Source organism: Oleiphilus sp. HI0061, from assembly GCF_001635675.1.
On sequence record NZ_LWFE01000258.1, the window covers coordinates 1 to 22,954 of the forward strand.

Below are 22,954 nucleotides of genomic sequence, written 5' to 3' on the forward strand. Positions count from 1 at the left end.
GTCCCGGTCAACTGTGGGGCTATTCCTAGTGAGCTGGTAGAGAGTGAATTCTTTGGCCACAAAAAAGGTAGCTTTAGTGGAGCAATCGAAGATAAATCCGGGCTATTTCGGGCAGCTGACGGCGGCACTCTATTTTTAGATGAAGTCGCCGACCTACCTCTTGAAATGCAGGTGAAGCTCTTACGTGCAATTCAGGAAAAGCGAATCCGGCCTGTTGGTGAACAGGAAGAGGTTCAAGTTAACGTCCGAATTCTTAGCGCCACCCATAAAGACCTGGCCAAACTCGTTGAAGATGGCAGCTTCAGGCAAGATTTGTTTTATCGAATTAATGTCATCAAACTCGATGTACCCTCGCTCAGGGAACGCAAAGAAGACGTTTCCTTACTCGCAGACTATTTCCTGGAAAAGATAGCCCGGGACTGTGGCGTCACAGACGCAAAGCTCTCCAATGCAGCACTTGAGAGCCTGTCAGAGTATAGCTTTCCAGGAAATGTACGAGAACTGGAAAATATCATCGAAAGAGCATTCACACTGTGTGAAGACAATATCATTGAACTTGGAGATCTGGACTTAAGCGCCGATTCAGCCGAAACGGGGCCAGATATCCAAAGCCCTTCTAATACTCAAGCGCCACCACAAACGACACACCGGATAGCGCAAGTACTGGGTAGCCGGGAACAAAACTCTGGCGCAGCTAAAGCAGGGATATCAGCGAGGCCTCCAGAACAGTCACTGGAAGACTATTTGGAAGAAATCGAACGGTATGAAATTGAACAAGCCCTAGCCGCCACAAAATGGAACCGGACGGCGGCTGCAAAAATGCTGGGAATTAGTTTTAGAGCCCTGCGCTATCGGCTGAAGAAGCTTGAGCTAGATTAGCTTCAAACTCTTATCAAAGGGTTATACGGTTCACTCGGTATAGGCGTCGATTCACCACTAACAATAGCGCTGAGTAAGGCAACCGAAGCGGGTGCGAGCACCAAGCCATTGCGATAGTGGCCGGCATTGATATAAAGGTTGTCAAACTCCTTCATTTGGCCAATATAGGGAATGCCATCTGGTGAGCCTGGGCGTAGACCCGACCAATGCGCACTGATAGGGCAGGAGGCCAAGCCCGGGAAGAGGTCTATCGCCATATCTGCCAATTCCTCTTTTGCTTGTTCCGTTGTGCGCTTATCAAAGCCGACGTCTTCCAGAGTGCTACCTGCCAGTACCTTTCCGTCTCTACGTGGAATCACATACTTACCATTGTTCATCACAACCCGGTTGACCAGGCCAATAGGCGCATCAAAAATTAGCATTTGCCCTTTAACCGGCTTAACCTCAATACCATCACTTTTCGCGACACTGCGACTCCAGGCGCCACTACAAATGACGACGGCATCAGCTCTATGCTCATCACCATTATGCAGCTTAACGCCATCGAGTTTGTCTTTATTCGTCAGAAACGATGAGACTTCAGCGCCCTCATGAATAGTTACTAAGGGGTTACGCTGCAAAGAGGTATACAAAGCCTGCAGTAAACGAGGGTTACGGATACTGGAAACTTGAGACATCCACAAACCATCTTTAACACCTTCACGCAAAGCAGGCTCAAGCTCATAGATTTTCTCAGCATCTACTGTTTCCATCCATTTATGATGCTCTTCAGACCACTTAAGTGCGGCTTCCCTATCCTCGACCTGAAGCATTAACAAGCCATGGCGAGTCAATTCCGGGTCAATATCACTCTCGGCCTCTAAAGACTGTGCGAGATTCGGGTAGTAGGACTGAGACCAGCTTGCCAAAGCCGTGACTGGCTCAGAGTAACGCCAAGGGTATAAGGGAGATACGATTCCACCTCCGGCCCAACTGGCCTCAGTACCGCAAGCACTTTTATCAAGCAGCACGACTTCAATGCCCTTTAACGCCAATTCTCTGGCTTGCATCATACCGATTGCACCGGCGCCAACGATGATTACTTTCAAGTTTCTCATTTCCTTTAGCAAGATGTTTTCGACTTGCATTTTATATCAATCGCCAAGAGAATACTCTTTCCAAGGGATGATCTTTATCAAGGAGTGATGAAAATGCCCCCTTCTGTTATGCACCGATGCAATAAGTACCATCAAGAACAAAAATCCAGGCAAAGTGGAATTACACTTGTCGAGCTACTCACCTGTTTGGCCATTGTTTCTATCTTGACCTTTGTCGTTATTCCTTCCTTCAATGACATTTTCCAAAATGCCCGTTCGGACAGCAATATCAACCACTTGAGCCAATTCATTCGACATGCAAAAAGAGAAGCGCTCGCCAGACAAACACGCATTACCTTATGCCCATCCTCTTCAGGCCTACAGTGCGAACAAGGTTGGCAAGCTGGCGCAATGATATTCATTGACGAAGACAAGGACCAGAAACGTGATGAGAGTGAACTATTACTCCAGCTCAAAACCCCTTTTATCCCTTCTGGAACAATAAGCTTTAACAACCCGACAAACAGAGTTGTTTTTTCCCGCCTTGGTTTTCCCCTTGGTAGTGCCGGAAGTTACATCTATTGCCCAGAAAACAATGACGAGAAATATGCGCGTGCCCTAATCATTAATTTCCAGGGTCGCTTAAGAATAGGGCGCGACAGTAACAGCGATGATATTGTTGAAGCGAGCGGAGGAAAGAATGTTAGCTGTGGTTAATTCCATTGCCCTTCTCTACGGCCATCAGAATATAACTCCAACCTCTCATCCGAACGAGTTTCAATGATCGGCTCAGCGACCAATGCATAACAAGCCCCTTCGTCACAATCACTTAGGCCAGAGTCAATGTAGAGATTGAAGTAGCCGTGATCCGATTCTAACTCGTCTTCATCATATGAAAGCAATTCCGATAAGCTTTGCGGGTAGCGCTGAAAGCTCATTGCATAACGCTCCAATTCAGTCTGCAAACGCAATAAAGAGGCCTTCCCCTCAGTCAAGCGGCTCCGCTGTTGGTAGGACTCGTATGAAGGTAAGGCCAGTGAAAATAGAATGGAAACAATTGCCAAACTTACAAGCAACTCTATTAATGTAAAGGCTCTAGAACGATTCATCGTTGCCACCATGATAAGCGCCTTATACCTTCGGCTAACTCAACGCCCAAGAGTTTAGACTCCTCTCCATAAAGGCTTTTGTTCTCGATAGCGAGAAGAGATAACAAGGCTGAATCAGATATCAGGTGGTCTATACGCTGCCTCGGGAAGCCTTCTTCATCAAGCAACAAATTTCCGGCTAATACTCGTGTCTGTTTTTTGTCCGCCAAGATATCGGTAATTTCTTCCCCGCTAAAAGCATGATATAGCTTCAAGGTATTCAAACCGGATTCTGAGCAATCATTGCAGTCTCGACGAAACGCGTTCAAGACAATTATCTCTCCCAAGTCGACTATTGCCGAGGTAAATACTTCGTTCTTGGGAAGAGTGCGAACCCATCCTCTATTTTTAACCCCGCTTGAGCTTAACTGAAATTCACTTACTCTCTGCCTGGAAAAGTCATCTATCAGACCATAAACTGAGGAGCCAGCCGAAAAGAATAACCAAACCTTTCCCTCAGAACCTCTTTTGAGTAAAGGTTTGTGAGAAATTGCACCTCTGCCTGCAAATAGTTTAGCTAGCTGAGGGGTCATATAGCGTTCTCGATGAGAGGAATACTTACCCGCTCTTGAAGAGGTGGCTGTATCCAGGGATCTAGTAAAGGTAAGAGAATACAAGCTGCCACTTTCCTGAACTCTAGATGCCTCAATCGTTCCGAAATACAAGAGATCAGTTAGGCCGTCTTGATCAATATCTGCTGCCGAAATCCCAGCTATATGACCACTCTTTACCTCAGGTCGAAATTGACGAAGCCAGACTTCTTTATCTAATGTCATTGTCTGCAAGTCATAAAAAAATAAGCCGGGCCGCAGTGTTCCTTGCCCTGCCCCAAAAGCCAAATACCAAAGAGGATCCCCACCAAAAGCATCGGGAAGAGTCAGGGCGGTAGGCTTGCTTGTACACGGCCCCATTGAAGTGTGTTTAAATTCAGCCAATAAAGAAGGTGTTTGTGCAGGGTCCGTAATATCGAATAATAGACACCTATTACTATGCTCACGACTCTGGCTACTATTGGTTCCCATACCCACCAGCAACAAAGTCCCCCAAGCTTGTGGATGTGCCTTTGAACGTTCATCAAATATTTTTGCATCAAAGGTATAGTAAGTGACATCAAGTAAGCTAGATCCACTTGCTTTCAGAGACTCAGATTCAGACTTAGTCAGATATTCAAGCTTGAGAGTTTGGTCCTCGTGTATATAAGCCCATAACTCCCCTGCGGATGTCTGCCCTCCCTCGGCATTATCTTTATCAATGGCATGCAGTTCACCCTCCCCTGAAATGACATAGGCCATCGTTCTACGAGTCTGATACTGCGTTTTAAATTTTTTATAGCCAAGCGGGTCAATCGACGAAAAGGCGCGTGCGGGCTCGGAAACAACAATAGCGGGGCTCAACACCGCAACAGTCGATATCGGTTCACTTGCATAACACGCCATACTAGAAAGCAAGGAAAAACTAAACAAACACAAAACAAATGCAATCTTCATCCTTTTTTTCATCACGACACCTCGAAACGAAAGTCGCCAACAAGATGAACAGGGCCTTGGTTCTGACCAATTCCTGGCTTGCTAATACAGTGCAGCTGTAGGTATAAATAGCGCTGATCTGCGCTCCTTTGCACGATATGCTGACTATAAGAGTCGTACTGAAGCAAGTTATTCCCGGAATATTCCGGACGCAATCTGCTCTGAGTGATATAAACGTCTATCTCCATCTGTGAACTTGAAAACGATAAAATTCGCGTCAACGATTCATTATCTTCTTCGGCAATTACTTCGAGGTTCAGCAAGTCATCGATTAACTTGAAGCCTTCTGAGTATGACTTTTTGAGCTCAACATGACTATCTCGTCTAGAATCAATAAAGCTTTTTATTTGCTTCGCAGCTTGAAGCTGAAACTGATTTAGTTCATGACTGCTTTGTTGAAACGCCACTCTGGAAGACTGAGATTTAAAGCTTAGGTAACTGCTTTGCATCATCGTTGTTGAGAGTATTGTGAGGATCGCCAGCAACATTAATGACAAGACTAATGTAGCTCCGTATTGTTGCATGGCTCTTATTGGATAGGTCTTTGATTTTAGGTGCATATTGCCTCCTTGCTCATCACCGCTGTTATTAACTAAGTATTCTTCAAACTAAATTCTGACTGAAACTTTTTGAATTTATACCTCCGTTCATGCTCTTCTGGCTCGAACTCAAAACCTGTACCCAGTTTGAATTCTCTTTCCGGATTCTCATTCGAACTTGCCGATAGCTTGCTTTTGAATAAAGCGAAAACACGTACCGACAATACATCATTCCAGCTGAAAACGTTATCGGCAGTAAGATAGCGCTCCACCTTGCCATCACCACTTAGATCGAGCCCATATTCAAATTGCATTTGCGCCACACCATTAACCAAGCGCTGTTTGATAAAGCGGTTGCCGATCAGGGTATAACGACTTAAGCCGATACCTGAGACATCACAAAGCTCTTCATCTTTGCAATACTCCAGATAGTACATATCGATACTCAACAAGCTATTAACAACAAAAGCTGAGGGTGGCACTTGTTGCCGCGCTTTAGCCATATCTTTGCCCTGGAAAACAATCCCCCCTGTTTCAGGGCTTCCTCGAACAATAAAGCGTTTTTTATAGTACTTATTACCTAACTTTTCTTCAGGAACCGGGTCATTCACCGATGCGCGACGAACAAGTAGTACATCGCTATGAGGTACATAATCTTTGCTCAAGCAATCACTGGGTAATGCAGGAATATCATTTGCATTTTCTCGCCCGTCAAAGCCTTGCAAGCCTTGTTCAATATTGAGCACCCAAGCACTGTTGCAGTTGCCCGGAAAAGCACTAAGTTGCTTCGTTATCAGCGTTAATTCTCGGGAATCAACTCCACCCCAGAATCCAGCCATATTGATAGAGTCCTGCAAGACGGAAAAGCTCAATTGGGCACTATCCAGCATTTCATTTGCTCCAGTAACCCGGCTTGAAGCATCACGCGCAATTTTGAATACTTCAAATAAAGCCAGACTCAAAATTGAGCTCAGCGCCAAAGCGATCAACAACTCTATCAAGCTAAGACCTTTATGATATTCCAACTGATTGAGATGCCCCTTCATAGGCTTACACTCGACACTAGCTGAGATCTCCGATTACCCTGCTGCCGGGCGTGGTCTTCACTGGAATTCCAGCTCAAGGTCACTCGATAGTTTGAAGCACTAGATTCGATTAGCGCCAAACCTGAAGGTAAGCTTTCAGACACTTGTTGAGTCCAAAATTCAGCCCCCTGAGTTGAACCGCTTGCTTGAAGCTGATTTGAAATAGCACTCGCCAACAAACTAGCGCTAAAGTACTGCTGAGCATCGAGTGCCATCCTCATGCTGGTAATTTGCATTGAGGCGAGTCCTAAAATTCCGACACTAAAAATAAGCAAGCTGATGAGAAGTTCAATCAGAGAAAAACCTGACTGAGCAGCCTTTAAAGAAGCTATATTTGGCGCACGCGAGCACGTACTTAACTTACATGAAGTCTTTAACATCAGCATCATATCCTTTGATCGCTGGTTAATTGTGAGAAAGCGCTTATCCTTTGCGCTTGACTTATATGCTAACCAATTCGATTCTGGCTAGCAAATAATAAACTCTAAATATTTTCTGCGGGTATTCTTAGAGCTTTCGGCATGCTGAAAACGATATTTTCTTCACGGCCATCAGCCTCTTCAACTTCTTTAGCCCCCAACTCTACCAAACGATCGACAACTTTCTGCACGAGAACTTCGGGTGCAGACGCACCAGCCGTAACGGAAATTGCGTTTGCCGACTGCAACCATTCCGGTTGAATCTGTGAGTGATCATCAATCAAATAAGCAGGCGTTCCCATACGTTCAGCCAGCTCACGTAAGCGATTAGAGTTTGAACTGTTAGGTGAACCAACAACCAGCATCAAGTCAGTTGAGTCTGCCAAGCCCTTTACAGCATCCTGCCGGTTTTGAGTGGCATAGCAAATATCATCTTTACGCGGCCCCTGAATATTGGGGAACTTTCTACGCAAGGCATCAATCACTTTCGCGGCATCATCGACAGATAGCGTTGTTTGCGTGACATAAGCCAAAGCATCCGGCTTTTCTACAACTAAGCTTTCCACATCCTGTTCATCTTCCACTAAATAAATTTTGCCACCTGAAGAAGAGTCATACTGCCCCATCGTTCCTTCAACTTCAGGGTGTCCTTCGTGACCAATCAACACACATTCCATACCATCGCGACTGTATTTGGTCACCTCGATATGGACTTTAGTTACCAGTGGACAGGTCGCGTCGAAGACATTCAAATCACGCTCTTTTGCTTCGGCTTGAACCGCCTTGGATACGCCATGAGCACTGAAGATAACCAAGGAATCATCCGGTACTTCTTCCAGCTCATCGACAAAAATGGCACCACGTTGCTTTAAGTCATCGACCACAAAGCGGTTATGGACCACTTCGTGGCGCACATAGACGGGGGCACCAAAGACTTCGAGTGCACGATTAACAATCTCAATAGCACGATCAACACCCGCGCAAAAGCCACGAGGGTTCGCCAGTTTAATCTTCATTTACAAGGCCTCAACCGAGACAACTTGAACCTTAAACGACAAGGTCTGGCCCGCTAAAGGGTGGTTAAAATCAATGGTCACTTCATTTTCATCAAAGGCTTTAACCACGCCAGGCAACTCAGACTGGTTTGCGTCGGCAAAGGAGATCATTAAGCCTTCAGCTAATTCCATATCTTCCGGGAAGTCTGCTCGCTTCATGACTTGCTGATTGTTTGGGTTAGGCATGCCAAAAGCTTTCTCTGGTGGAACCTGCCATTCTCCTTCTTCGCCTTCACTCATCCCGTCTAAGAAGGATAAAAAACCATCGGGTAATTGACCATCACCATACTCAAAGCGTGCTGGGTTCTTATCAAAGGTAGAATCGATCACTGCGCCATCTTCCATACTTAACGAGAAGTGCAATGTAACCAGAGTATTTTCACCGACAACTAAAGACAAATTTTGTACCACTCAAATAACAAGGTGAGAGCCTGTGCTCTCACAAATACAAGGGACTATAAACCATCCTCAGAGTCTGGTTTATTGCCACGAAAAACATCTATGACCATCATTGCAGCACCAATAGAAATCGCCGTATCAGCGATATTAAAGGCAGGGAAATGATAGTTATTCCAATAGAAATGAAGAAAGTCGACAACATAACCTAAGGTCATACGGTCATATAAATTCCCTATCGCACCGCCTAATATCAAGGCGACCGAGCAGGCAACCCAAGGCTCTTCTCGTAAACCTCTTAGCCAGACAACTAACGCGGCACTGACACCGGTTGCCAAGATGACAAAGAACCAACGCTGCCAGCCTGACTCCGTTGCCAGAAAGCTAAACGCTGCACCGGTATTATGTAATAAGGTAAAGTTAAAAAAGCCATCAATCACCGGTACAGGTACCGCATACTCAAGATTCGTACTGGCATAAAATTTAGTGAGCAGGTCGACAACAATAATGACGGTGCTCAGTGATAGCCAGCGCAGCATATGGGCAAACAAGCTCACCTGCGCTGAATCATTCGCTGTATTGGTCATGTTTGCTTGGCTCATGCGAACTGTCGCTGTTCGCCAGCGCCATCAACATTATCAATACAACGGCCACATAAATCTTTATGCGTTTCATGCTGACCGACATCTTCACGGTGATGCCAGCAACGCTCACACTTCTGGTGTTCAGATGCTTTAACATTGATCAGTAAGCCTTCCATTTCGCTTGGTAGCGCACCTTCAGCAGCCGATAGTTCGCCAACTGTCGCCTCAGAGGTGATCAAGACAAAACGTAGCTCATCGCCCAAGGACTTAAGCACTTCGTACAAACCGCCTTCACAATACAAGCTCACTTCTGTTCCAAGAGAACCTTTGATCTTGCCCGCATTACGCTCTTCTTCGATACGCTTATTCACAGCCGTTTTCGCTTCTAGCACCGTTGCCCAGAACTCAGAACCTTGCTGGCTATCTGCATCCATCGCAAACAAACCTTCGTACCAGGAACAAAGCATTACGCTTGATGCACGTTCTTCACCCTTAGGCTTAGGCATAACCGCCCAGATTTCGTCTGCAGTAAAGCTTAGAACTGGCGCAATCCAGCGAGTCATCGCTTCAAGAATATGGTACATCGCTGTTTGGCATGAACGACGAGCTAGACTATCTGCCTGAGTGGTGTACTGTCGATCTTTGATGATATCCAGATAGAAACCACCTAAATCAACGCCGCAGAAGTGAACAATTTTCTGTGAAACACTAAGAAAACTATACTCGTCATAAGCTTCTTGCAATTCAGTTTGAAGCTCTAAGGCTTTATCAACCGCCCAACGATCTAGTGACATCATCTCTTCAGGCGCTACCAAGTCCTTCTCTGGCTCAAAACCATTGATATTAGACAACAGGAAGCGCGCAGTATTTCGAATACGACGATAAGATTCGGCAGCTCGCTTGAGGATCTCGTCAGAAACCGTCATTTCACCACTATAGTCTGTTGCCGCTACCCAGAAACGCAAGATATCAGCCCCTAGCTTGTTCATCACTTCTTGTGGCGAAACAACGTTACCCAAAGACTTGGACATCTTCTTGCCTTCACCATCAACGGTGAAGCCGTGTGTTAACACCTGCTTATAAGGTGCTGCATTATTAATCGCGATACCCGTCTTCAAAGAGGACTGGAACCAACCACGGTGTTGATCCGAGCCTTCCAAGTATAAATCGGCAGGGTACTGACCTAGCTCTTCGCGCTGCTTTAATACCGCGGCATGCGTCACGCCCGAGTCAAACCAAACATCTAAAGTGTCGGTTACTTTTGTGTAATTCTCAGCGTCATCACCTAATAATTCGCTCGCATCCAATTCGAACCAGGCATCAATACCCTTCTGTTCAATTTTCTCAGCTACTTTAGCGATCAAATTTTGTGTATCAGGATGAAGCTCTTGTGTCTCGTTATGAACAAACAAAGTAATCGGAACACCCCAAGTACGCTGGCGAGAGATACACCAATCAGGGCTTTGCTCCAACATTGCTTCGATACGATTCTGACCCCATTCAGGTACCCACTGAACACCTTTCACCGCTTCCAATGCAGCTTCTTTCAAACCGTTCTGGGTCATACTGACAAACCATTGCGGCGTCGCACGATAAATCAGCGGAGTCTTGGTTCTCCAACAATGCGGATAGCTATGTGTGAAGACCTTTTTCTTAAGCAGTGCGCCTTGGCTCTCTAGCTCTTCTAAAATCGCTGCATCAACCTTATAAACATGCTGGCCAGCAAACTTGTCGACATCAGAACGGAAAGTGCCACCGCCATCAACATAGTTGAGCGTGCCTAAACCGTACTTCTTACCTACATTGAAATCGTCTACACCATGATCGGGTGCTGTATGAACCGCACCGGTACCCGCGTCGGTAGTGACGTGGTCACCCAAAATAACGGGAACCTGACGATCTCGATAGAAAGGATGAATCAACGCTTGTTTCTCAAGCGCCTGGCCAATACAACGGCCTAAGACTTCAAAAGACTCCAAACCATAGCGCTCAGCATTATCATCAACTAAAGCATCAGCCATGATAAGTAGCTCAGTGCCATTACCCGCGTCAGCCTTAACCAAGGCATATTCTAATTCAGCGTTTAAAGATACCGCTTGGTTAGAAGGTAATGTCCATGGCGTGGTCGTCCAGATCACAACAGACATAGGCAAATCTTGCGCATCAACAGAGAAAGCCTCGTAAACAGCAGTCTGGTCGGCGACATTAAAACGAACATCGATCGCTGTTGACTGCTTATCCTGATATTCAACTTCTGCTTCAGCTAATGCAGAACCACCGACAACACTCCAGTAAACCGGCTTAAAGCCTTTCTGCAAGTGGCCGTTTTCAATAATTTGTCCCAAGGCTCTGACAATATCGGCTTCAAACTTAAAGTCCATGGTTAGGTAAGGCTTATCCCAGTCACCCAGAACACCTAGACGAATAAAGTCTTCTTTCTGGCCTGCAACCTGCTTAGCCGCGTAGTCACGACAGGCCTGACGAAACTCAGGGTAGTCTATTTTTACGCCGGCCTTGCCTTTTTTCTTTTCGACATTGTGTTCAATCGGTAAGCCGTGGCAGTCCCAACCCGGAATGTAAGGTGCGTCATAACCACTGATTGTTTTCGCTTTGACAATAATATCTTTAAGAATCTTGTTAACCGCGTGACCAATATGAATACTACCGTTTGCATACGGAGGGCCATCATGAAGAATAAACTTCTCTGCTCCCGCCCGGGCGGTTCTGATTTGTTGATACAAATCCATATCCTGCCACTGCTTTAACATGCCAGGCTCTCGCTGAGCCAGATTGCCACGCATTGGAAACTTGGTTTCGGGAAGGTTTAAAGTATGCTTGTAATCACTCATATTATTGTCACATCAGGTTGTCAATATTGTCCTTAGATCACTAAGGCACTCAATAATTTTTTATCAAGATCGCGTTTATATCTTTCTAGCTGGCCAATTTTTTAAAATATTCCTTGGCCTGCTTAACATCTTTATCTATCTGTTCTTTCAGAGCGTCAATACCATTAAAACGCTGCTCATCACGTACTTTCTGATGAAAAACAACTCGAACATTTCGGCCATATATATCTCGATCAAAGCCGAACAGGTGTACTTCTAGAGAAGGCAAGTAATTCCCAACGGTTGGTTTAACCCCAACATTCGCTACACCTTGATAAGGGGTATTATCCTCACCGTTCAAATAAAGGCTTACGACATAGACACCTGAAAATGGTACTTTCGTTCTCTTTAAGGCTACATTCGCTGTCGGAAACCCTAATTGGCGTCCAAGTTTCTGGCCGTGGATAACCTTACCCATGAAACTATAAGGGCGCCCTAAAGCATTCTCAGCAGCACTAAAATTACTCTTGGCCAACAATTCTCTAATCAGCGTACTACTAACTCTAAGAGGTGATTCTTCACACTCAACTGTCTGAGTACTTTCAACGCTAAAACCAAAGCGCTTTCCCGCCTCTTTCAAGAGCGCATAATCACCCGAGCGGTCGCCCCCAAACCTAAAGTCATCACCAATCACCAGGTGCTTAATACTCAGGTGATCCACCAAAACCTGCTGAATAAACTCTTCTGCACTAAGCTGACTCAAATGCGCATCAAATTTTAAGCAAAATACAAAGTCGATACCGTACTCGGATATCGCCTGATACTTCTCTCGAAAGCGCATTAAACGAACAGGCGCTTCATCGGCTTTAAAATACTCAAGAGGTTGAGGCTCGAAAATAATAACAACGGACCGTAAGTCTTGTGTTTTTGCCTCGGTAACTACTTGCTCTAGAATCGCTTGATGCCCAAGGTGCACACCATCAAAGTTGCCAATCGTTGCAACACATGCCGTATTAGGCGAACTTTTATTTGTGCTTAAGTGCTGACAAGCTGCTATCAGCCCGGGGTTATGCATCCCTCTTAATAATCGCATCGCCACAGCTTGTATAAGTTCCTAGTAAAAACATGCCACAAAATAGTCGCCGATTATACTTGCTCAGGAGGGGAAGATTCAATCAACTCAGACCACAGCTAGCTAATAGAAATGAAAAAAGCCACATTTCTTTGCAATCTAGGCAATTTACCGCCCGAATATTTAAGAAATGCAGCTTTCTATTTGCAGAATGAAAAGTAAGACTTATTCCCACCAACCTACTAGGTTCATATAAATTATTGTCGCTGGTGCAAGAATAAAGGTCAGAATACCAACGGTCTCATCGGTTGACTCTTCGTTATTCTCATTCACGCGAATACCGTTTTCCTTACCAGAAGTGTAATACTTACGCCCCTCACGGTAGGTAAAATATTTATCAGGATCTTCCATCTGATAGTTCCCTTCATTTTGGTAAGCAGGAACAAACTCGTCATCTTCTGCATAAGCCGACGCACTGGCAAATATCACCGAAAACAAAAAAGCTGACATCAACTTTACGACAACTGACTGTTTTAAACTTTTCATAAGACTCTCCTTCACTTTCACTCCCTACACCTAAACAAATTCAACGCAGATATCCTTCATTTACGTTTGTCCATTTATTGAGCAAATTTCAGTCAGACTATTAAATGATATCGAACACAAAAAATAAAGTGATTTAACAATCGATAACAATCTCAGTGTCTAAGTTGCGACACAGCTATCAATCAAATACGAAAAATTCTTAAGAAAATAACACTCAGCACACCAGCAAACACACCATAAACATGAACATCTGTCGCAACTGAACCACCAATTAGCTCTGCTACCTGCTCGCTAGCATCAGCAAAGTATTCGTAGACAACCTTAACCAATAAACCCAAAAACACTAGCACACGCAACCACAGTGGGTACAAGTGATCTTGATACAAAGCATAAACCAATAGACCGTATAAGCCTCCCGACAAGCCCACATAGACACTTAGACCCGGACTACAGAACCATATCATGACGCTAATAATAAGAAAGAAAGCGCAGAGCAAAGAAACAATACGCACCGCTCGCCCCAAGCCTGAAAAGGTAAACAACAAAACCCCAAGGAATAGAGCATTCAAACCGAGATGAAACCAACTCAGGTGATCAAAATGCCCCACCAGCAAGCGCCACCATTGCCCTTCAGCAATACGCTGCCGATCAAAGCTAAAATCAAACTGGCTATTTTCAAATAAAAAGGTGTCACTAAGCTCTATAGCAAACGAAGGAATAACAAATATGAGAAAAGTAATAGAAAGCTGCAATAAGTGCTTTCTAGAATCAGTATTTTCCATACCTAGAAGCAGACCTAAAGAGGTCTAAGGACAAGAGGGTTTAATAAATAAACCTGAACTTCTCTGGAATCCAGAGAAATGGGAAGTGAAAATGTTTTCCAAAAAGGCATTCGTCGACAAGAGTCTTTCTTCACCCTAAGCACAGACACGTCGCGCCCTTGCACTCTCATCCGAAAGTCTTCAGGCTTGGTGCAGCCATTGCTTTTTGCCTGGAAGGTGATCGCCTCGTTATCAAGAGACTGCAGCACTATCGGCTCCGGAACTTGATTTTCAGGGCCACCCGCTAACACACCCCCTGAAAGCATGAGCACACCAACAAACCGAACTAAAACCATACGTAACATCAATCTAACACTCAAATAAAGACTAAGGCGCAAGTTTTAAGAACCTACGACGATAAGTCAGCAATAGCAAACATAGACATATCAGTTGCCAAGCAATGGCGCCACCACTTGAATCAGACTTTTTATTGCTGTCACTTTCCTCTTGCTCTGCTTCAATTGCGGTAAAACTAATTGATGCAATTCGCGCATCGTCCCCCTCACCCAAACCAAGGCTAGCGCCTCGCTTTCTCGCCAACACCCACTCAACATAAGCGCCACCCTCAGGCAGCTCTATAACGACGTTCGAATAGCTACTTCCTACGACTAAATCTTGCTCAACACCGTCAACCACTTCAGTCGTTTGACGAACACCATCAATATAAACATCCAGATTCATCACATCAGAGCTTGATAGTAGCCAGTCAAAAGCAAGCGTTCCCGCCCGGGAAAAGCGTGAAGAGAAACGTGATATATCTTGCGTGTCTGGCATTTCCACCGCTAACTCACTATCCCCCACATTTCGCCATGTACTCGCTGACTCAAGGATAAAATCAATACCACTTCCAGCTATTTCCATATCGTTTTCCGGATATACTCTGGTAGATAAGCGATACCAATTAAATCCTTCATTTGTATATATTGCCGTCATTACAGCCGTTTTTTCACCATCCTGATCAAAGTCCAGCTTCAAATCCAACTCGCAGTTATCACCCAAATACAGCACGTCATTTGAACAACGATCACCGACAACCTGAAACCCGCTCACATCACCAGACCCAAATTGCATCCAGCTGATCTCAAAAGGCTGAACCAGATTACTAGTTAAATTCAAGGTATATTCATATGGATACCCTACAGTCATTTCCCCCAGATATTGAGCATTCAACACAACATCAGACCACTCTTTAACTCCCTCAAAATCATCCAAATAAGAAGCTACACGAGTATAAACTCCCGGGTACTGTGCCTGCCCGCACCCTTCACCAAAGCTCGTAACACCAACCTGAACCCAGTCACGATCCTCATTCTGCCAAAGCAAAGGGCCACCACTATCTCCTTGGCAAGAGTCTAAACCACCAGCTAGAACACCCGCACATATCATGTCGTCAGTCACCTCATCACCAATCTCGGCATAATTATCCTGGCAAGTCTCATGATTCATTAGCGTTACATCTGCTTCTTGAAGAACATCCGGGTAAGTCGCGACACTATCGTCTGGGTCTATATCCCCCCAACCGATAACGCGCAAGGAATCACCTTCAGCAATTTTGCGCATATCTGCCTCTGTCGCCAACGGAAGCGTCGGCACATCACTCACAGCCTCAGCAAGCTGAAACAATAAATAATCGCCATTCTCAGCCTCATTATATTCTATGAGATTAACGGCTCGAGCATTACTCTGCTCTGGCAAATCATATCCAGACGAGTTACTCAAATCATACGCACCAATAACCGCAACAATGCTATCCAAAGCCTCCCCGGCGTAGCAGTGAGATGCCGTTAATACATAGTATTCATCCACCAAGGTTGCACCACAAAAGTGCTCACCAGTATATTTATTTTGTAATGACACCATCCAAGGGTAATCCCTAAACTCAGCGTCAACACCACCAATAATCCTATTTTCCGCGCGAGCCCAACCTGAAGAAACAACGAGCATTACAATCACCACACTCATGGCACGATAGGTTTTCGATATACCTGCAGCGTTTCGACGAAAGAAAAATAGCACTGCCAAAAACACTAGCGCTAGTGGGTGGAATGCTCCACCACTAGACTTTGAATTGCTAGGACTTGTATCCTCAGCTACATCTGGGTTATCTGCTGTAAAATTAACCGACTTCAAATACAAGGTCTTGCCTTCATCCCCTAATGAACTTTCACTCGTAGAACGCCAAAGTTCTCCCCTAGCCATGCGCCACTCAACAGTATTGACCTGATCTTCAGGTAACACGATAGTCTCACGACCATAAGCCTCAGCCGGCTTATATTCACTAAGCTCTTCACCATTTATCCACAATGAGACATCCATTACACTCGTATCATCTACTTTCCAGTCAAAGCTCAATTGGCCGCTACCATCAACCTTACCAATCAACATCGTTTGCTCATATAGGGTGTAGTCTGACACTAATTCGGAAACAATATCTCCCTGTAAATCCCACTCATTCTGCTTCTCTATAAAGAAAAACACTCCCTCACCCACACTTGAGCTAAAATCAGCTTCCCCTATCACATTACCACTCAACTCAAACGAGTAGCTTTCCTCTTTACCCTCAACCCCTATCATCAAGGTAGCAAACTTGATACCAGGCGAAAGGAAGTTCATCCGAATATGGACCTCGCAACTCTCCCCCGGAGCTAACTCAGAGCCCTGGCAATCAGGCAAAGCACTATCTTCCATGCTGGTAATCGATAGCTCGGAAGGTGTATATTTTACCGTTCCTACACCACATTCATTGGTTTCAATCTCATCAACTTGAAGCTCAACACTATCAATTACAAAGCTATCAGCAGCACTATTTGTAAAGCTTAAAGAAAACCCATTAACCTCTTTTATTCTGTATTTTAAAGACTCATCCGAGCCACCACTACATACAGGGTTCTCACCATCCTCCAATATACTTGAAGTAACATTTTCAGGCAGAGAAAGCTTGTCTGGGGTCAAATCAACAGGGTTTATAATATTGTCCACCCACTCTTTAAACGCTGAAACCCGGGTAAAAACATCTGGATAATCCAGACTTCCACAAACAGAAGGAGCTATGCTTGCCACGCCGGCTTGAAACCATTCACCACCTGTTTGAAATAATAAAGGGCCGCCACTATCTTTTTCGCATAGACCTTGAAGCCCATCACCTGTCTCTTCGATATAACCTGCACAAATATGTTTACCGTCAATAGCATTACCATATATTGGTAAAAAGTCAGCTCCCAACGACGTTTCTAAATCGCCATTCAGGAAGGCTTTATTGCATTCGGTCTGGTTGAACAACGGTACATTCACTTCATGCAATACGCTTGGAAAGTCTTCGTTTATTGTGTCTTCACCGCCCCCACTAGAAATAAGATTGGGGTTGCCATCACGATCCCCCCATCCAACAATTGTTAGCAAATGACCTGCTTCGACACCTTTAAACATGGCTGAGCTAACTAATTCAAGAGGTGGATAAACACTCACATCAACCGCATCGGCCAACTCAAGCAACATCAAATCTCGACCTGACTCCACGCGACTAATCACCCCAATACGCCGCTCAGTTTCTTCAATTCGTGAGATATCATAATCTCCAACATAGACGGAAATTGCTTCAGCAGGCTCTTCATAGAAACAACGCGAAGCAGACATCACCCAACGTTCATGAATCAAGGTACCGCCACATTCATGCTCGCCAGTTGCCGAATTTCGGAGCGATACCATCCAAGGGTAATCACTCTCTACCTCAACTTCGTCGCCACCGACTATACGATTAGCTGAGAGAGCAGAGCTACTCGCAACACAAGCAAGCATGGCAAATAACATCACCCGAACAATACCGACATTGCGCCTAGCAACTAAAGCCTGACCACACATTGAAAGAAACATACCCTTAGCCATCCTGACCTCTATGGAACTCATAATCTTTATATATTGAACTGGACCTGTACTGCACAAGTAAAACGCTGAGAGATATAAAACAACTAAAATCATGCATCAGGAACACAGCAAAAAACTCCTCGAATTTTATCAGTCTTTTATAGCCAGCCCTATTGATTATAAAAACACTGTACAACTGCATTTAAATTTTGTGACGCTATAAACCTTTCTTATGGGAAGTTTCTACGAAATTTACCTTTTTCCAAAAACATTTACACAAGCTCTATAGATCAAGCCAGATCAAATCTAATCAAACTGCTGAGCATATGAGTCAATCGAAGCGTAAGGTTCAAGCACACCTTTTTGATTCATAGATAATATTTGATAAGGGTTAAACTTGTCTTGGTATTCCATACCCGGACTACCCAAGGGCATTGCAGGAACAATCAAACCAACTGAGCCAGCAGGTGGGTTTGATAAAAATTGTTTAATAAACTTCGCTGGAACATGTCCTTCGAACACGAAACCCTCTGACGACACAGCAGTATGACAGGAGCGAGCATTAGCAGGCAGCTGATAGAAATCTTTTATATGCGCCACCGAATCCTGGTTCACAACTATGGCCGACAAACCGCCCTGTTGAATATGATCCACCCACTCAGAACAACAAGAGCAACTCTTTGTTTTATAAACAGTCAAAGTTCTATCTGCTGCGCTCGATTCAGTACTAGACGAATCCTCTGATTGACCGCATGCACTCAAGATACCAAACGCCAGCATCATACTCAGTATCATAAAGCGCCGAACTAGCGAAACAGATCTCTCTCTATCTATTTGCATATCGCAATTACCTCACCCTTTTAATCTAGCTGCTATAGTTAAATTCTGAATAAAAAGATCGACCTATCAATAAAGGAATTCTTTCATGGTCAAATTTGTCCGTACGCCTGATGAACGCTTTAAAAACCTGCCGAACTATAGCTTTTCTGCTCACTATACCGACGTCGGTGGTTTGAGAATGCATTATATAGACGAAGGCCCGGGAAGTGCCGACCCAATACTCATGTTACATGGTGAACCCAGCTGGTCATACCTTTACCGCCACATGATCCCTATTTGCACTGCTGCGGGGCATCGAGTCATCGCTCCCGACTTAATTGGCTTTGGCAAGTCAGATAAGCCTGTCAATATTGAAGACTACTCCTATCAAAGCCATATGGACTGGCTCCTATCCTTAATCAACGCGCTTGATTTAAACAATATTACACTGGTCTGCCAAGACTGGGGTTCATTGCTCGGCCTTCGACTCGCGGCAGAAAATGAAGAGCGCTTCAAAGCAATTGTAGTCGGTAATGGCATGCTACCAACAGGTGAAGAAGACGTACCTTCCGCTTTTAAGATATGGAAAGCTTTTGCGCTTAATAGCCCCTGGTTCCCTATTGCAAAAATCGTAGAGATGGGGAGTTTTAAATCTTTTAGCAAAGACGAGCAGCGCGCTTACGATGCACCCTTTCCATCCAAGCAGTTCAAAGCAGGCACTCGGGCTTTTCCGGCTTTAGTACCAACAAGCCCGGACAACCCGGCAAGCAAAGCGAACAAGGCAGCGTGGGCGGTATTAGAAAAATGGCAAAAGCCTTTCGTTACCGCATTCAGCAATGGAGACCCTATAACACGAGGCGGTGATAAGTATATGCGTAAGAAGATTCCTGGTGCAAAGGGAATGAAACACGTAAAACTTAAAGGCGGCCACTTTCTTCAAGAAGATTCAGGAGCCGAATTTGCGCAAGTCGTCAATAACCTACTAACAGAGATAGATCATCATATAATCCCAGCCTCATAGAGAGTTTTTCTTAGGCAATAAAAAACCCGACTAAAAAGTCGGGTCAAAATCACAACAAATACTTCAAAGAAAAATAATGAAACCTATTCCGGGTCAGAGGGCCTGAATCACTTCCCCGTACTTCAATGTTTGTAGAATACGACATTAAAAACGTGATGTATGTATCACTTTTCTTTCATTATGTAACAATTGTTTTCAAGCTCTCAGTCATTCGCGCAAGGCAAGACCGCCTCAAAGATGCTCCCCACCTGAGCATTCGAACGGTATTTGATTTCACCCTTATGGAGTTTCATGATTCGCTGACAGATTGACAAGCCCAAGCCTGCACTTCGCTCTCCAGCTGTTGGCTTGGTTGATATATTGCAGAATGGCTTGAACAATAAGTGCTGCTCGGCCTTTGGTATTCCACCAGCCTCATCAATCACTTCGATACGCACCTTTTTATGATTACTCGATAAACGAACATCAATTTTCCCACCAACTGGCGAGTATTTAATTGCATTGGAAATCAGGTTATAGGCAACTTCTTTAATTCGCATGCTATCTGCTTCAACCCATACGGCTTCGACTGGCAATTCCAAGTTAAGTTTTTGCTGCTTATCATTCGCCAGGAGCTGGGCATCAGCAACAGCTTTATCCAATAGGGAACAAAGGTTTTCCCGATCTATATCGATTGAGATATTAGCATCCTCAATCGAACTCACATCAAGCAATCTATCCAGCAACTCCTCCATACTCTCTGCAGCTTCGATAACTAAACCCAGCAACATTTCCGGGTGCTCTCCGGATATTTCCCTTTTCAACATACTCGCAGCTGAAGATACAACACCCAAAGGGCCACGAATATCGTGAGCCGCCATACCAAGCAACTCATTCTTCTGCTGGTTCAAACTACTCAACTCAGAGAACTGATCCAGAAGCTGGGCATTGGCGTTGACTCGACTGCATACTTGCTCTTGCTGGAAAGGTTTTAATAGAAAGTCATTCCCACCATGCTTCATAAATTGCGCTATTTGGTCTGATGATGCCTTTCCTGACACACCAATAATAGCCATCTGACTCATATCAAAGCGTGAACGCAAAGCACCCAGCAACTCAAATCCATCCATGCCATTCATAATCAAGTCGACAAGAATAATTTTGTATTGATAACCCTGATCGAGCAAATCCAGCGCCTTTTCAGCCGACCCCACAGAGGTAACACTAAAACACTGCTTCTCGAGCAATGCACTCATAAAATCTCTGGATGACGGTGCATCATCAACGACCAGAACCTCCATACTCCGATTGGCAGACATTCGATTAATCACCTGCACAACGTAACTGATATCCTGCTGCCCGTTCTTCAACACATAATCGGATACGCCCAAGGATAAAACCATCTCACGTAGATTTGGACTAAAGTTGCCGGTAAAAGCGATACATGGAATACTCTTTTCTGCCATTAGCTTTGCAGCAGCGCCATCACTTGCATCGGGCAGGTTCAAGTCTGTGATCGCAACAAATATTTCTTCTTGATGCAGCTCCACTAACTGAACCGCTTCAGAATAATTAAGCGCGACCAGCACTTGATAACTACCTTCTTGTCTCAGCGCCGCCTCTACACTCAATGCAAACGCTTTGCTATCCTCAACAATCAAAACAGTATTTTTCATCAAACAACCCAACAAGTGAATCTTAGTTCTATTCTATTCACCCTAAATTAAAAAAAGAGATCAAGAACAAGACCCCTTAATTACCTCCAGGTAATTATTAAGCACATAGCTATTTAATATAGTAGAGTTCGTATTGTTTTCACGATTAAAATACTCACAGAGCCATTAATTAAGCGATCTTTTATATGAACTTTCTAAAATTAGTCAGCGCCTTCTGCTTATTATTGCTGGCGACAGCCCATGCAAAAGACGCCATTGCGACCGATACGAAGCTATCAGAACAACTAATTTCATCTTGGATGAAGTCTCAAGACGCCCTGGAAGACTGGGGTAAGAAGCACCAAGCCCAACTGGAAGCAAAGACTAAGGATGAAACCGAAGTCGAAGATCCAAGTAAGATGACACCTGAAAGCATGATATCCCCCCTGAAAGCAGCGGGCTTATATTCAAGCGCCAATCAGCTTGTTCAGTCTCAAGGTTTCTCTAGTATCGATGAGTGGGCCGCGATCACCTTAAGAATTACCAAAGCGGCTGCCGCTATTGAATTTGAGGCGAACCCGGAAATGATGGACACCAGCCGACTTGAAGCCTTAAGGAATTCGAGTGACATCAGCCCGGAGCACAAACAAGTGTTAAGCAATGCTATTGAGAAAAACCAAGCCATGGTGAAACAGATACTGTCGAGCGCAAGCACTGCGGACAAAGAAGCGATCAAGCCCTTTTTGAACGATATCCTAAAAATGATGGAAGAACCTTATTAAACATATGGCCACCCAGGCATTACTCACCAAACTAAAACAAAGTCCTCCTTAAGTAGACCCACAACCCCATGTCCAAAATAAAATCTGATGCTGATAGCCTCATCAAAAAGCATCGCAATCTTATCCACTCCCAAGACAAGAAAGTTATCTCTCATGTACAACGTGAGCAAGATGATGGCTGGCTAGTTAATACGCTAATGCTTGAAGATTGCGATACGCCATTTCAGTTTAAGCGACAAAAAACCTACAAAAACCTAAAAGGCGCTCGAGTCAACCTAACCTACTATTCAGACACACAAAAGCTCGCTGGAATGGATTTTGAGCTGATGAAAGTAGTACGAATTCGTATAGCATGACTCCAAGTCATTTTACTTTTCAATAATTAGAGCTTATACTCTATTTTTTTAGAGCAGTTACTCTAAACATCCACTCTACAACTTTGCGAATTACGATTAGGTATTGTCATGTTATTTTCTTTAAAAGTTCAATATTACAAAGGTCTAGCAAAAGCACTAAAGGTCGCTGCAGCAGTCGTTCCGATGCCAAAGCCAACGCTTTTCACTGGTGCAGACTCCTCACTGGAATTATGCGATGCTATTGGCCAACTAGGCATTAAAAAGCTAATGATTGCGACCGATGAAGTACTCGTCAGCATCGGACTAATCGACAAAATCAAAGCTCGCTTGGAAGAACTTGACATCAAATACGTAATCTACGACGGCATTCTTCCTGACCCAACCTATGATCAGGTACAAGCAGGTCTAGACTTATTAAGAAACAACAACTGCGAAGCAATTCTTGCCGTAGGCGGTGGCTCACCGATTGATGCAAGCATGGCTATCGCAGCACGCGCAACAAATGAC

At 44.5% G+C, this 22,954-nt stretch carries 23 protein-coding genes and 1 pseudogene; 6 read left to right on the forward strand and 18 right to left on the reverse strand.

Annotated elements, in window-relative coordinates:
• On the forward strand, nt 1-879 hold an 879-nt coding region (locus tag A3735_RS03230), incomplete at its 5' end, for a sigma 54-interacting transcriptional regulator (RefSeq protein ID WP_197485630.1).
• 2 nt (nt 880-881) lie between these two features.
• On the opposite strand, the gene thiO is transcribed toward A3735_RS03230, so the two are convergent.
• Nucleotides 882-2,006, reverse strand: a complete 1,125-nt coding sequence (gene thiO / locus A3735_RS03235) for a glycine oxidase ThiO (protein WP_231872179.1) — start codon at nt 2,004-2,006, stop codon at nt 882-884.
• 63 nt (nt 2,007-2,069) lie between these two features.
• Here thiO and A3735_RS03240 point away from each other — a divergent pair, with 63 nt between their 5' ends.
• Nucleotides 2,070-2,672 (forward strand): GspH/FimT family pseudopilin, encoded by a 603-nt coding sequence (locus A3735_RS03240; protein WP_068511756.1) that lies wholly within the window; start codon nt 2,070-2,072, stop codon nt 2,670-2,672.
• Here A3735_RS03240 and A3735_RS03245 read toward each other — a convergent pair.
• From A3735_RS03245 to A3735_RS03320, 16 genes and pseudogenes are all read right to left on the reverse strand, one after another.
• On the reverse strand, nt 2,669-3,064 hold the full coding sequence (locus A3735_RS03245; protein ID WP_197469610.1) for a type IV pilin protein: 396 nt from the start codon (nt 3,062-3,064) through the stop codon (nt 2,669-2,671). The two genes, A3735_RS03240 and A3735_RS03245, sit on opposite strands and share 4 nt — an antisense overlap.
• The gene (locus A3735_RS03250; RefSeq protein ID WP_068632943.1) at nt 3,061-4,602 is read right to left on the reverse strand and encodes a hypothetical protein; all 1,542 of its coding nucleotides are present in this window, start codon (nt 4,600-4,602) and stop codon (nt 3,061-3,063) included. Before A3735_RS03250 ends, A3735_RS03245 begins: the two co-directional genes overlap by 4 nt.
• On the reverse strand, nt 4,602-5,189 hold the full coding sequence (locus A3735_RS03255) for a PilX N-terminal domain-containing pilus assembly protein (RefSeq protein ID WP_068567561.1): 588 nt from the start codon (nt 5,187-5,189) through the stop codon (nt 4,602-4,604). The genes A3735_RS03250 and A3735_RS03255 overlap by 1 nt, the downstream gene beginning before the upstream one ends.
• A gap of 32 nt (nt 5,190-5,221) precedes the next feature.
• Nucleotides 5,222-6,214 carry a PilW family protein gene (locus A3735_RS03260; protein WP_068554084.1) on the reverse strand — a complete coding sequence of 331 codons (993 nt, stop codon included), beginning with the start codon at nt 6,212-6,214 and terminating at the stop codon, nt 5,222-5,224.
• Nucleotides 6,211-6,489: a hypothetical protein gene (locus A3735_RS03265; protein WP_231872180.1), complete on the reverse strand. Its 279-nt coding sequence runs from the start codon at nt 6,487-6,489 to the stop codon at nt 6,211-6,213. The genes A3735_RS03260 and A3735_RS03265 overlap by 4 nt, the downstream gene beginning before the upstream one ends.
• Nucleotides 6,490-6,501: 12 nt before the next feature.
• A pseudogene (locus A3735_RS32470) lies at nt 6,502-6,642 on the reverse strand (prepilin-type N-terminal cleavage/methylation domain-containing protein); the annotation flags it as partial.
• Between the two features lie 95 nt (nt 6,643-6,737).
• Nucleotides 6,738-7,688, reverse strand: a complete 951-nt coding sequence (gene ispH, locus A3735_RS03270) for a 4-hydroxy-3-methylbut-2-enyl diphosphate reductase (RefSeq protein ID WP_068512267.1) — start codon at nt 7,686-7,688, stop codon at nt 6,738-6,740.
• Nucleotides 7,689-8,126 carry a peptidylprolyl isomerase gene (locus A3735_RS03275; protein ID WP_197470190.1) on the reverse strand — a complete coding sequence of 146 codons (438 nt, stop codon included), beginning with the start codon at nt 8,124-8,126 and terminating at the stop codon, nt 7,689-7,691. It lies immediately after the preceding gene.
• 56 nt (nt 8,127-8,182) lie between these two features.
• On the reverse strand, nt 8,183-8,710 hold the full coding sequence (gene lspA / locus A3735_RS03280) for a signal peptidase II (protein ID WP_068553665.1): 528 nt from the start codon (nt 8,708-8,710) through the stop codon (nt 8,183-8,185).
• Nucleotides 8,711-8,721: 11 nt separating this feature from the next.
• Nucleotides 8,722-11,556 (reverse strand): isoleucine--tRNA ligase, encoded by a 2,835-nt coding sequence (gene ileS / locus A3735_RS03285; protein WP_068512271.1) that lies wholly within the window; start codon nt 11,554-11,556, stop codon nt 8,722-8,724.
• 85 nt (nt 11,557-11,641) lie between these two features.
• Entirely contained in the window at nt 11,642-12,628 is a 987-nt protein-coding gene (gene ribF / locus A3735_RS03290; RefSeq protein ID WP_068512273.1) for a bifunctional riboflavin kinase/FAD synthetase, read from the reverse strand.
• 204 nt (nt 12,629-12,832) lie between these two features.
• On the reverse strand, nt 12,833-13,153 hold the full coding sequence (locus tag A3735_RS03295) for a hypothetical protein (RefSeq protein WP_068512276.1): 321 nt from the start codon (nt 13,151-13,153) through the stop codon (nt 12,833-12,835).
• A gap of 182 nt (nt 13,154-13,335) precedes the next feature.
• Nucleotides 13,336-13,935, reverse strand: coding sequence for a rhombosortase (gene rrtA / locus A3735_RS03300; protein ID WP_068509929.1), 600 nt, complete (start codon nt 13,933-13,935; stop codon nt 13,336-13,338).
• Nucleotides 13,936-13,949: 14 nt separating this feature from the next.
• Nucleotides 13,950-14,240, reverse strand: coding sequence for a hypothetical protein (locus A3735_RS03305; protein ID WP_156491851.1), 291 nt, complete (start codon nt 14,238-14,240; stop codon nt 13,950-13,952).
• Nucleotides 14,241-14,301: 61 nt separating this feature from the next.
• Nucleotides 14,302-17,844 (reverse strand): trypsin-like serine protease, encoded by a 3,543-nt coding sequence (locus A3735_RS03310; RefSeq protein ID WP_197482957.1) that lies wholly within the window; start codon nt 17,842-17,844, stop codon nt 14,302-14,304.
• A gap of 297 nt (nt 17,845-18,141) precedes the next feature.
• Entirely contained in the window at nt 18,142-18,675 is a 534-nt protein-coding gene (locus A3735_RS03320) for a DUF411 domain-containing protein (protein WP_068512285.1), read from the reverse strand.
• A gap of 85 nt (nt 18,676-18,760) precedes the next feature.
• On the opposite strand from A3735_RS03320, the gene A3735_RS03325 reads away from it, so the two are divergent.
• Nucleotides 18,761-19,675 carry a haloalkane dehalogenase gene (locus A3735_RS03325; protein ID WP_068512287.1) on the forward strand — a complete coding sequence of 305 codons (915 nt, stop codon included), beginning with the start codon at nt 18,761-18,763 and terminating at the stop codon, nt 19,673-19,675.
• 203 nt (nt 19,676-19,878) lie between these two features.
• Here A3735_RS03325 and A3735_RS03330 read toward each other — a convergent pair whose 3' ends face one another.
• Entirely contained in the window at nt 19,879-21,330 is a 1,452-nt protein-coding gene (locus A3735_RS03330; protein ID WP_068637587.1) for a hybrid sensor histidine kinase/response regulator, read from the reverse strand.
• Between the two features lie 185 nt (nt 21,331-21,515).
• Between A3735_RS03330 and A3735_RS03335 the strand changes: the two genes are divergently transcribed.
• From A3735_RS03335 to A3735_RS03345, 3 genes are all read left to right on the forward strand, one after another.
• Nucleotides 21,516-22,091, forward strand: coding sequence for a hypothetical protein (locus tag A3735_RS03335; protein WP_068512296.1), 576 nt, complete (start codon nt 21,516-21,518; stop codon nt 22,089-22,091).
• A 68-nt stretch (nt 22,092-22,159) separates the two neighbouring features.
• Complete coding sequence (locus tag A3735_RS03340; protein WP_068512300.1) at nt 22,160-22,447, forward strand: hypothetical protein; 288 nt, start codon at nt 22,160-22,162, stop codon at nt 22,445-22,447.
• Between the two features lie 108 nt (nt 22,448-22,555).
• Nucleotides 22,556-22,954 (forward strand): iron-containing alcohol dehydrogenase (locus A3735_RS03345; protein ID WP_156499368.1); only part of this gene is annotated, 399 nt, incomplete at its 3' end.

What these genes read in the sequence shown, in the direction of transcription:
- thiO (WP_231872179.1), bottom strand. Translation starts at nt 2,006, where the DNA reads ATGCAAGTCGAAAACATCTTGCTAAAGGAAATGAGAAACTTGAAAGTA.
- A3735_RS03240 (WP_068511756.1), top strand. Translation starts at nt 2,070, where the DNA reads ATGCCCCCTTCTGTTATGCACCGATGCAATAAGTACCATCAAGAACAA.
- A3735_RS03245 (WP_197469610.1), bottom strand. Translation starts at nt 3,064, where the DNA reads ATGAATCGTTCTAGAGCCTTTACATTAATAGAGTTGCTTGTAAGTTTG.
- A3735_RS03250 (WP_068632943.1), bottom strand. Translation starts at nt 4,602, where the DNA reads ATGAAAAAAAGGATGAAGATTGCATTTGTTTTGTGTTTGTTTAGTTTT.
- A3735_RS03255 (WP_068567561.1), bottom strand. Translation starts at nt 5,189, where the DNA reads ATGCACCTAAAATCAAAGACCTATCCAATAAGAGCCATGCAACAATAC.
- A3735_RS03260 (WP_068554084.1), bottom strand. Translation starts at nt 6,214, where the DNA reads ATGAAGGGGCATCTCAATCAGTTGGAATATCATAAAGGTCTTAGCTTG.
- A3735_RS03265 (WP_231872180.1), bottom strand. Translation starts at nt 6,489, where the DNA reads ATGCAAATTACCAGCATGAGGATGGCACTCGATGCTCAGCAGTACTTT.
- ispH (WP_068512267.1), bottom strand. Translation starts at nt 7,688, where the DNA reads ATGAAGATTAAACTGGCGAACCCTCGTGGCTTTTGCGCGGGTGTTGAT.
- lspA (WP_068553665.1), bottom strand. Translation starts at nt 8,710, where the DNA reads ATGACCAATACAGCGAATGATTCAGCGCAGGTGAGCTTGTTTGCCCAT.
- ileS (WP_068512271.1), bottom strand. Translation starts at nt 11,556, where the DNA reads ATGAGTGATTACAAGCATACTTTAAACCTTCCCGAAACCAAGTTTCCA.
- ribF (WP_068512273.1), bottom strand. Translation starts at nt 12,628, where the DNA reads ATGCGATTATTAAGAGGGATGCATAACCCCGGGCTGATAGCAGCTTGT.
- A3735_RS03295 (WP_068512276.1), bottom strand. Translation starts at nt 13,153, where the DNA reads ATGAAAAGTTTAAAACAGTCAGTTGTCGTAAAGTTGATGTCAGCTTTT.
- rrtA (WP_068509929.1), bottom strand. Translation starts at nt 13,935, where the DNA reads ATGGAAAATACTGATTCTAGAAAGCACTTATTGCAGCTTTCTATTACT.
- A3735_RS03305 (WP_156491851.1), bottom strand. Translation starts at nt 14,240, where the DNA reads ATGCTTTCAGGGGGTGTGTTAGCGGGTGGCCCTGAAAATCAAGTTCCG.
- A3735_RS03310 (WP_197482957.1), bottom strand. Translation starts at nt 17,844, where the DNA reads ATGTTTCTTTCAATGTGTGGTCAGGCTTTAGTTGCTAGGCGCAATGTC.
- A3735_RS03320 (WP_068512285.1), bottom strand. Translation starts at nt 18,675, where the DNA reads ATGCAAATAGATAGAGAGAGATCTGTTTCGCTAGTTCGGCGCTTTATG.
- A3735_RS03325 (WP_068512287.1), top strand. Translation starts at nt 18,761, where the DNA reads ATGGTCAAATTTGTCCGTACGCCTGATGAACGCTTTAAAAACCTGCCG.
- A3735_RS03330 (WP_068637587.1), bottom strand. Translation starts at nt 21,330, where the DNA reads ATGAAAAATACTGTTTTGATTGTTGAGGATAGCAAAGCGTTTGCATTG.
- A3735_RS03335 (WP_068512296.1), top strand. Translation starts at nt 21,516, where the DNA reads ATGAACTTTCTAAAATTAGTCAGCGCCTTCTGCTTATTATTGCTGGCG.
- A3735_RS03340 (WP_068512300.1), top strand. Translation starts at nt 22,160, where the DNA reads ATGTCCAAAATAAAATCTGATGCTGATAGCCTCATCAAAAAGCATCGC.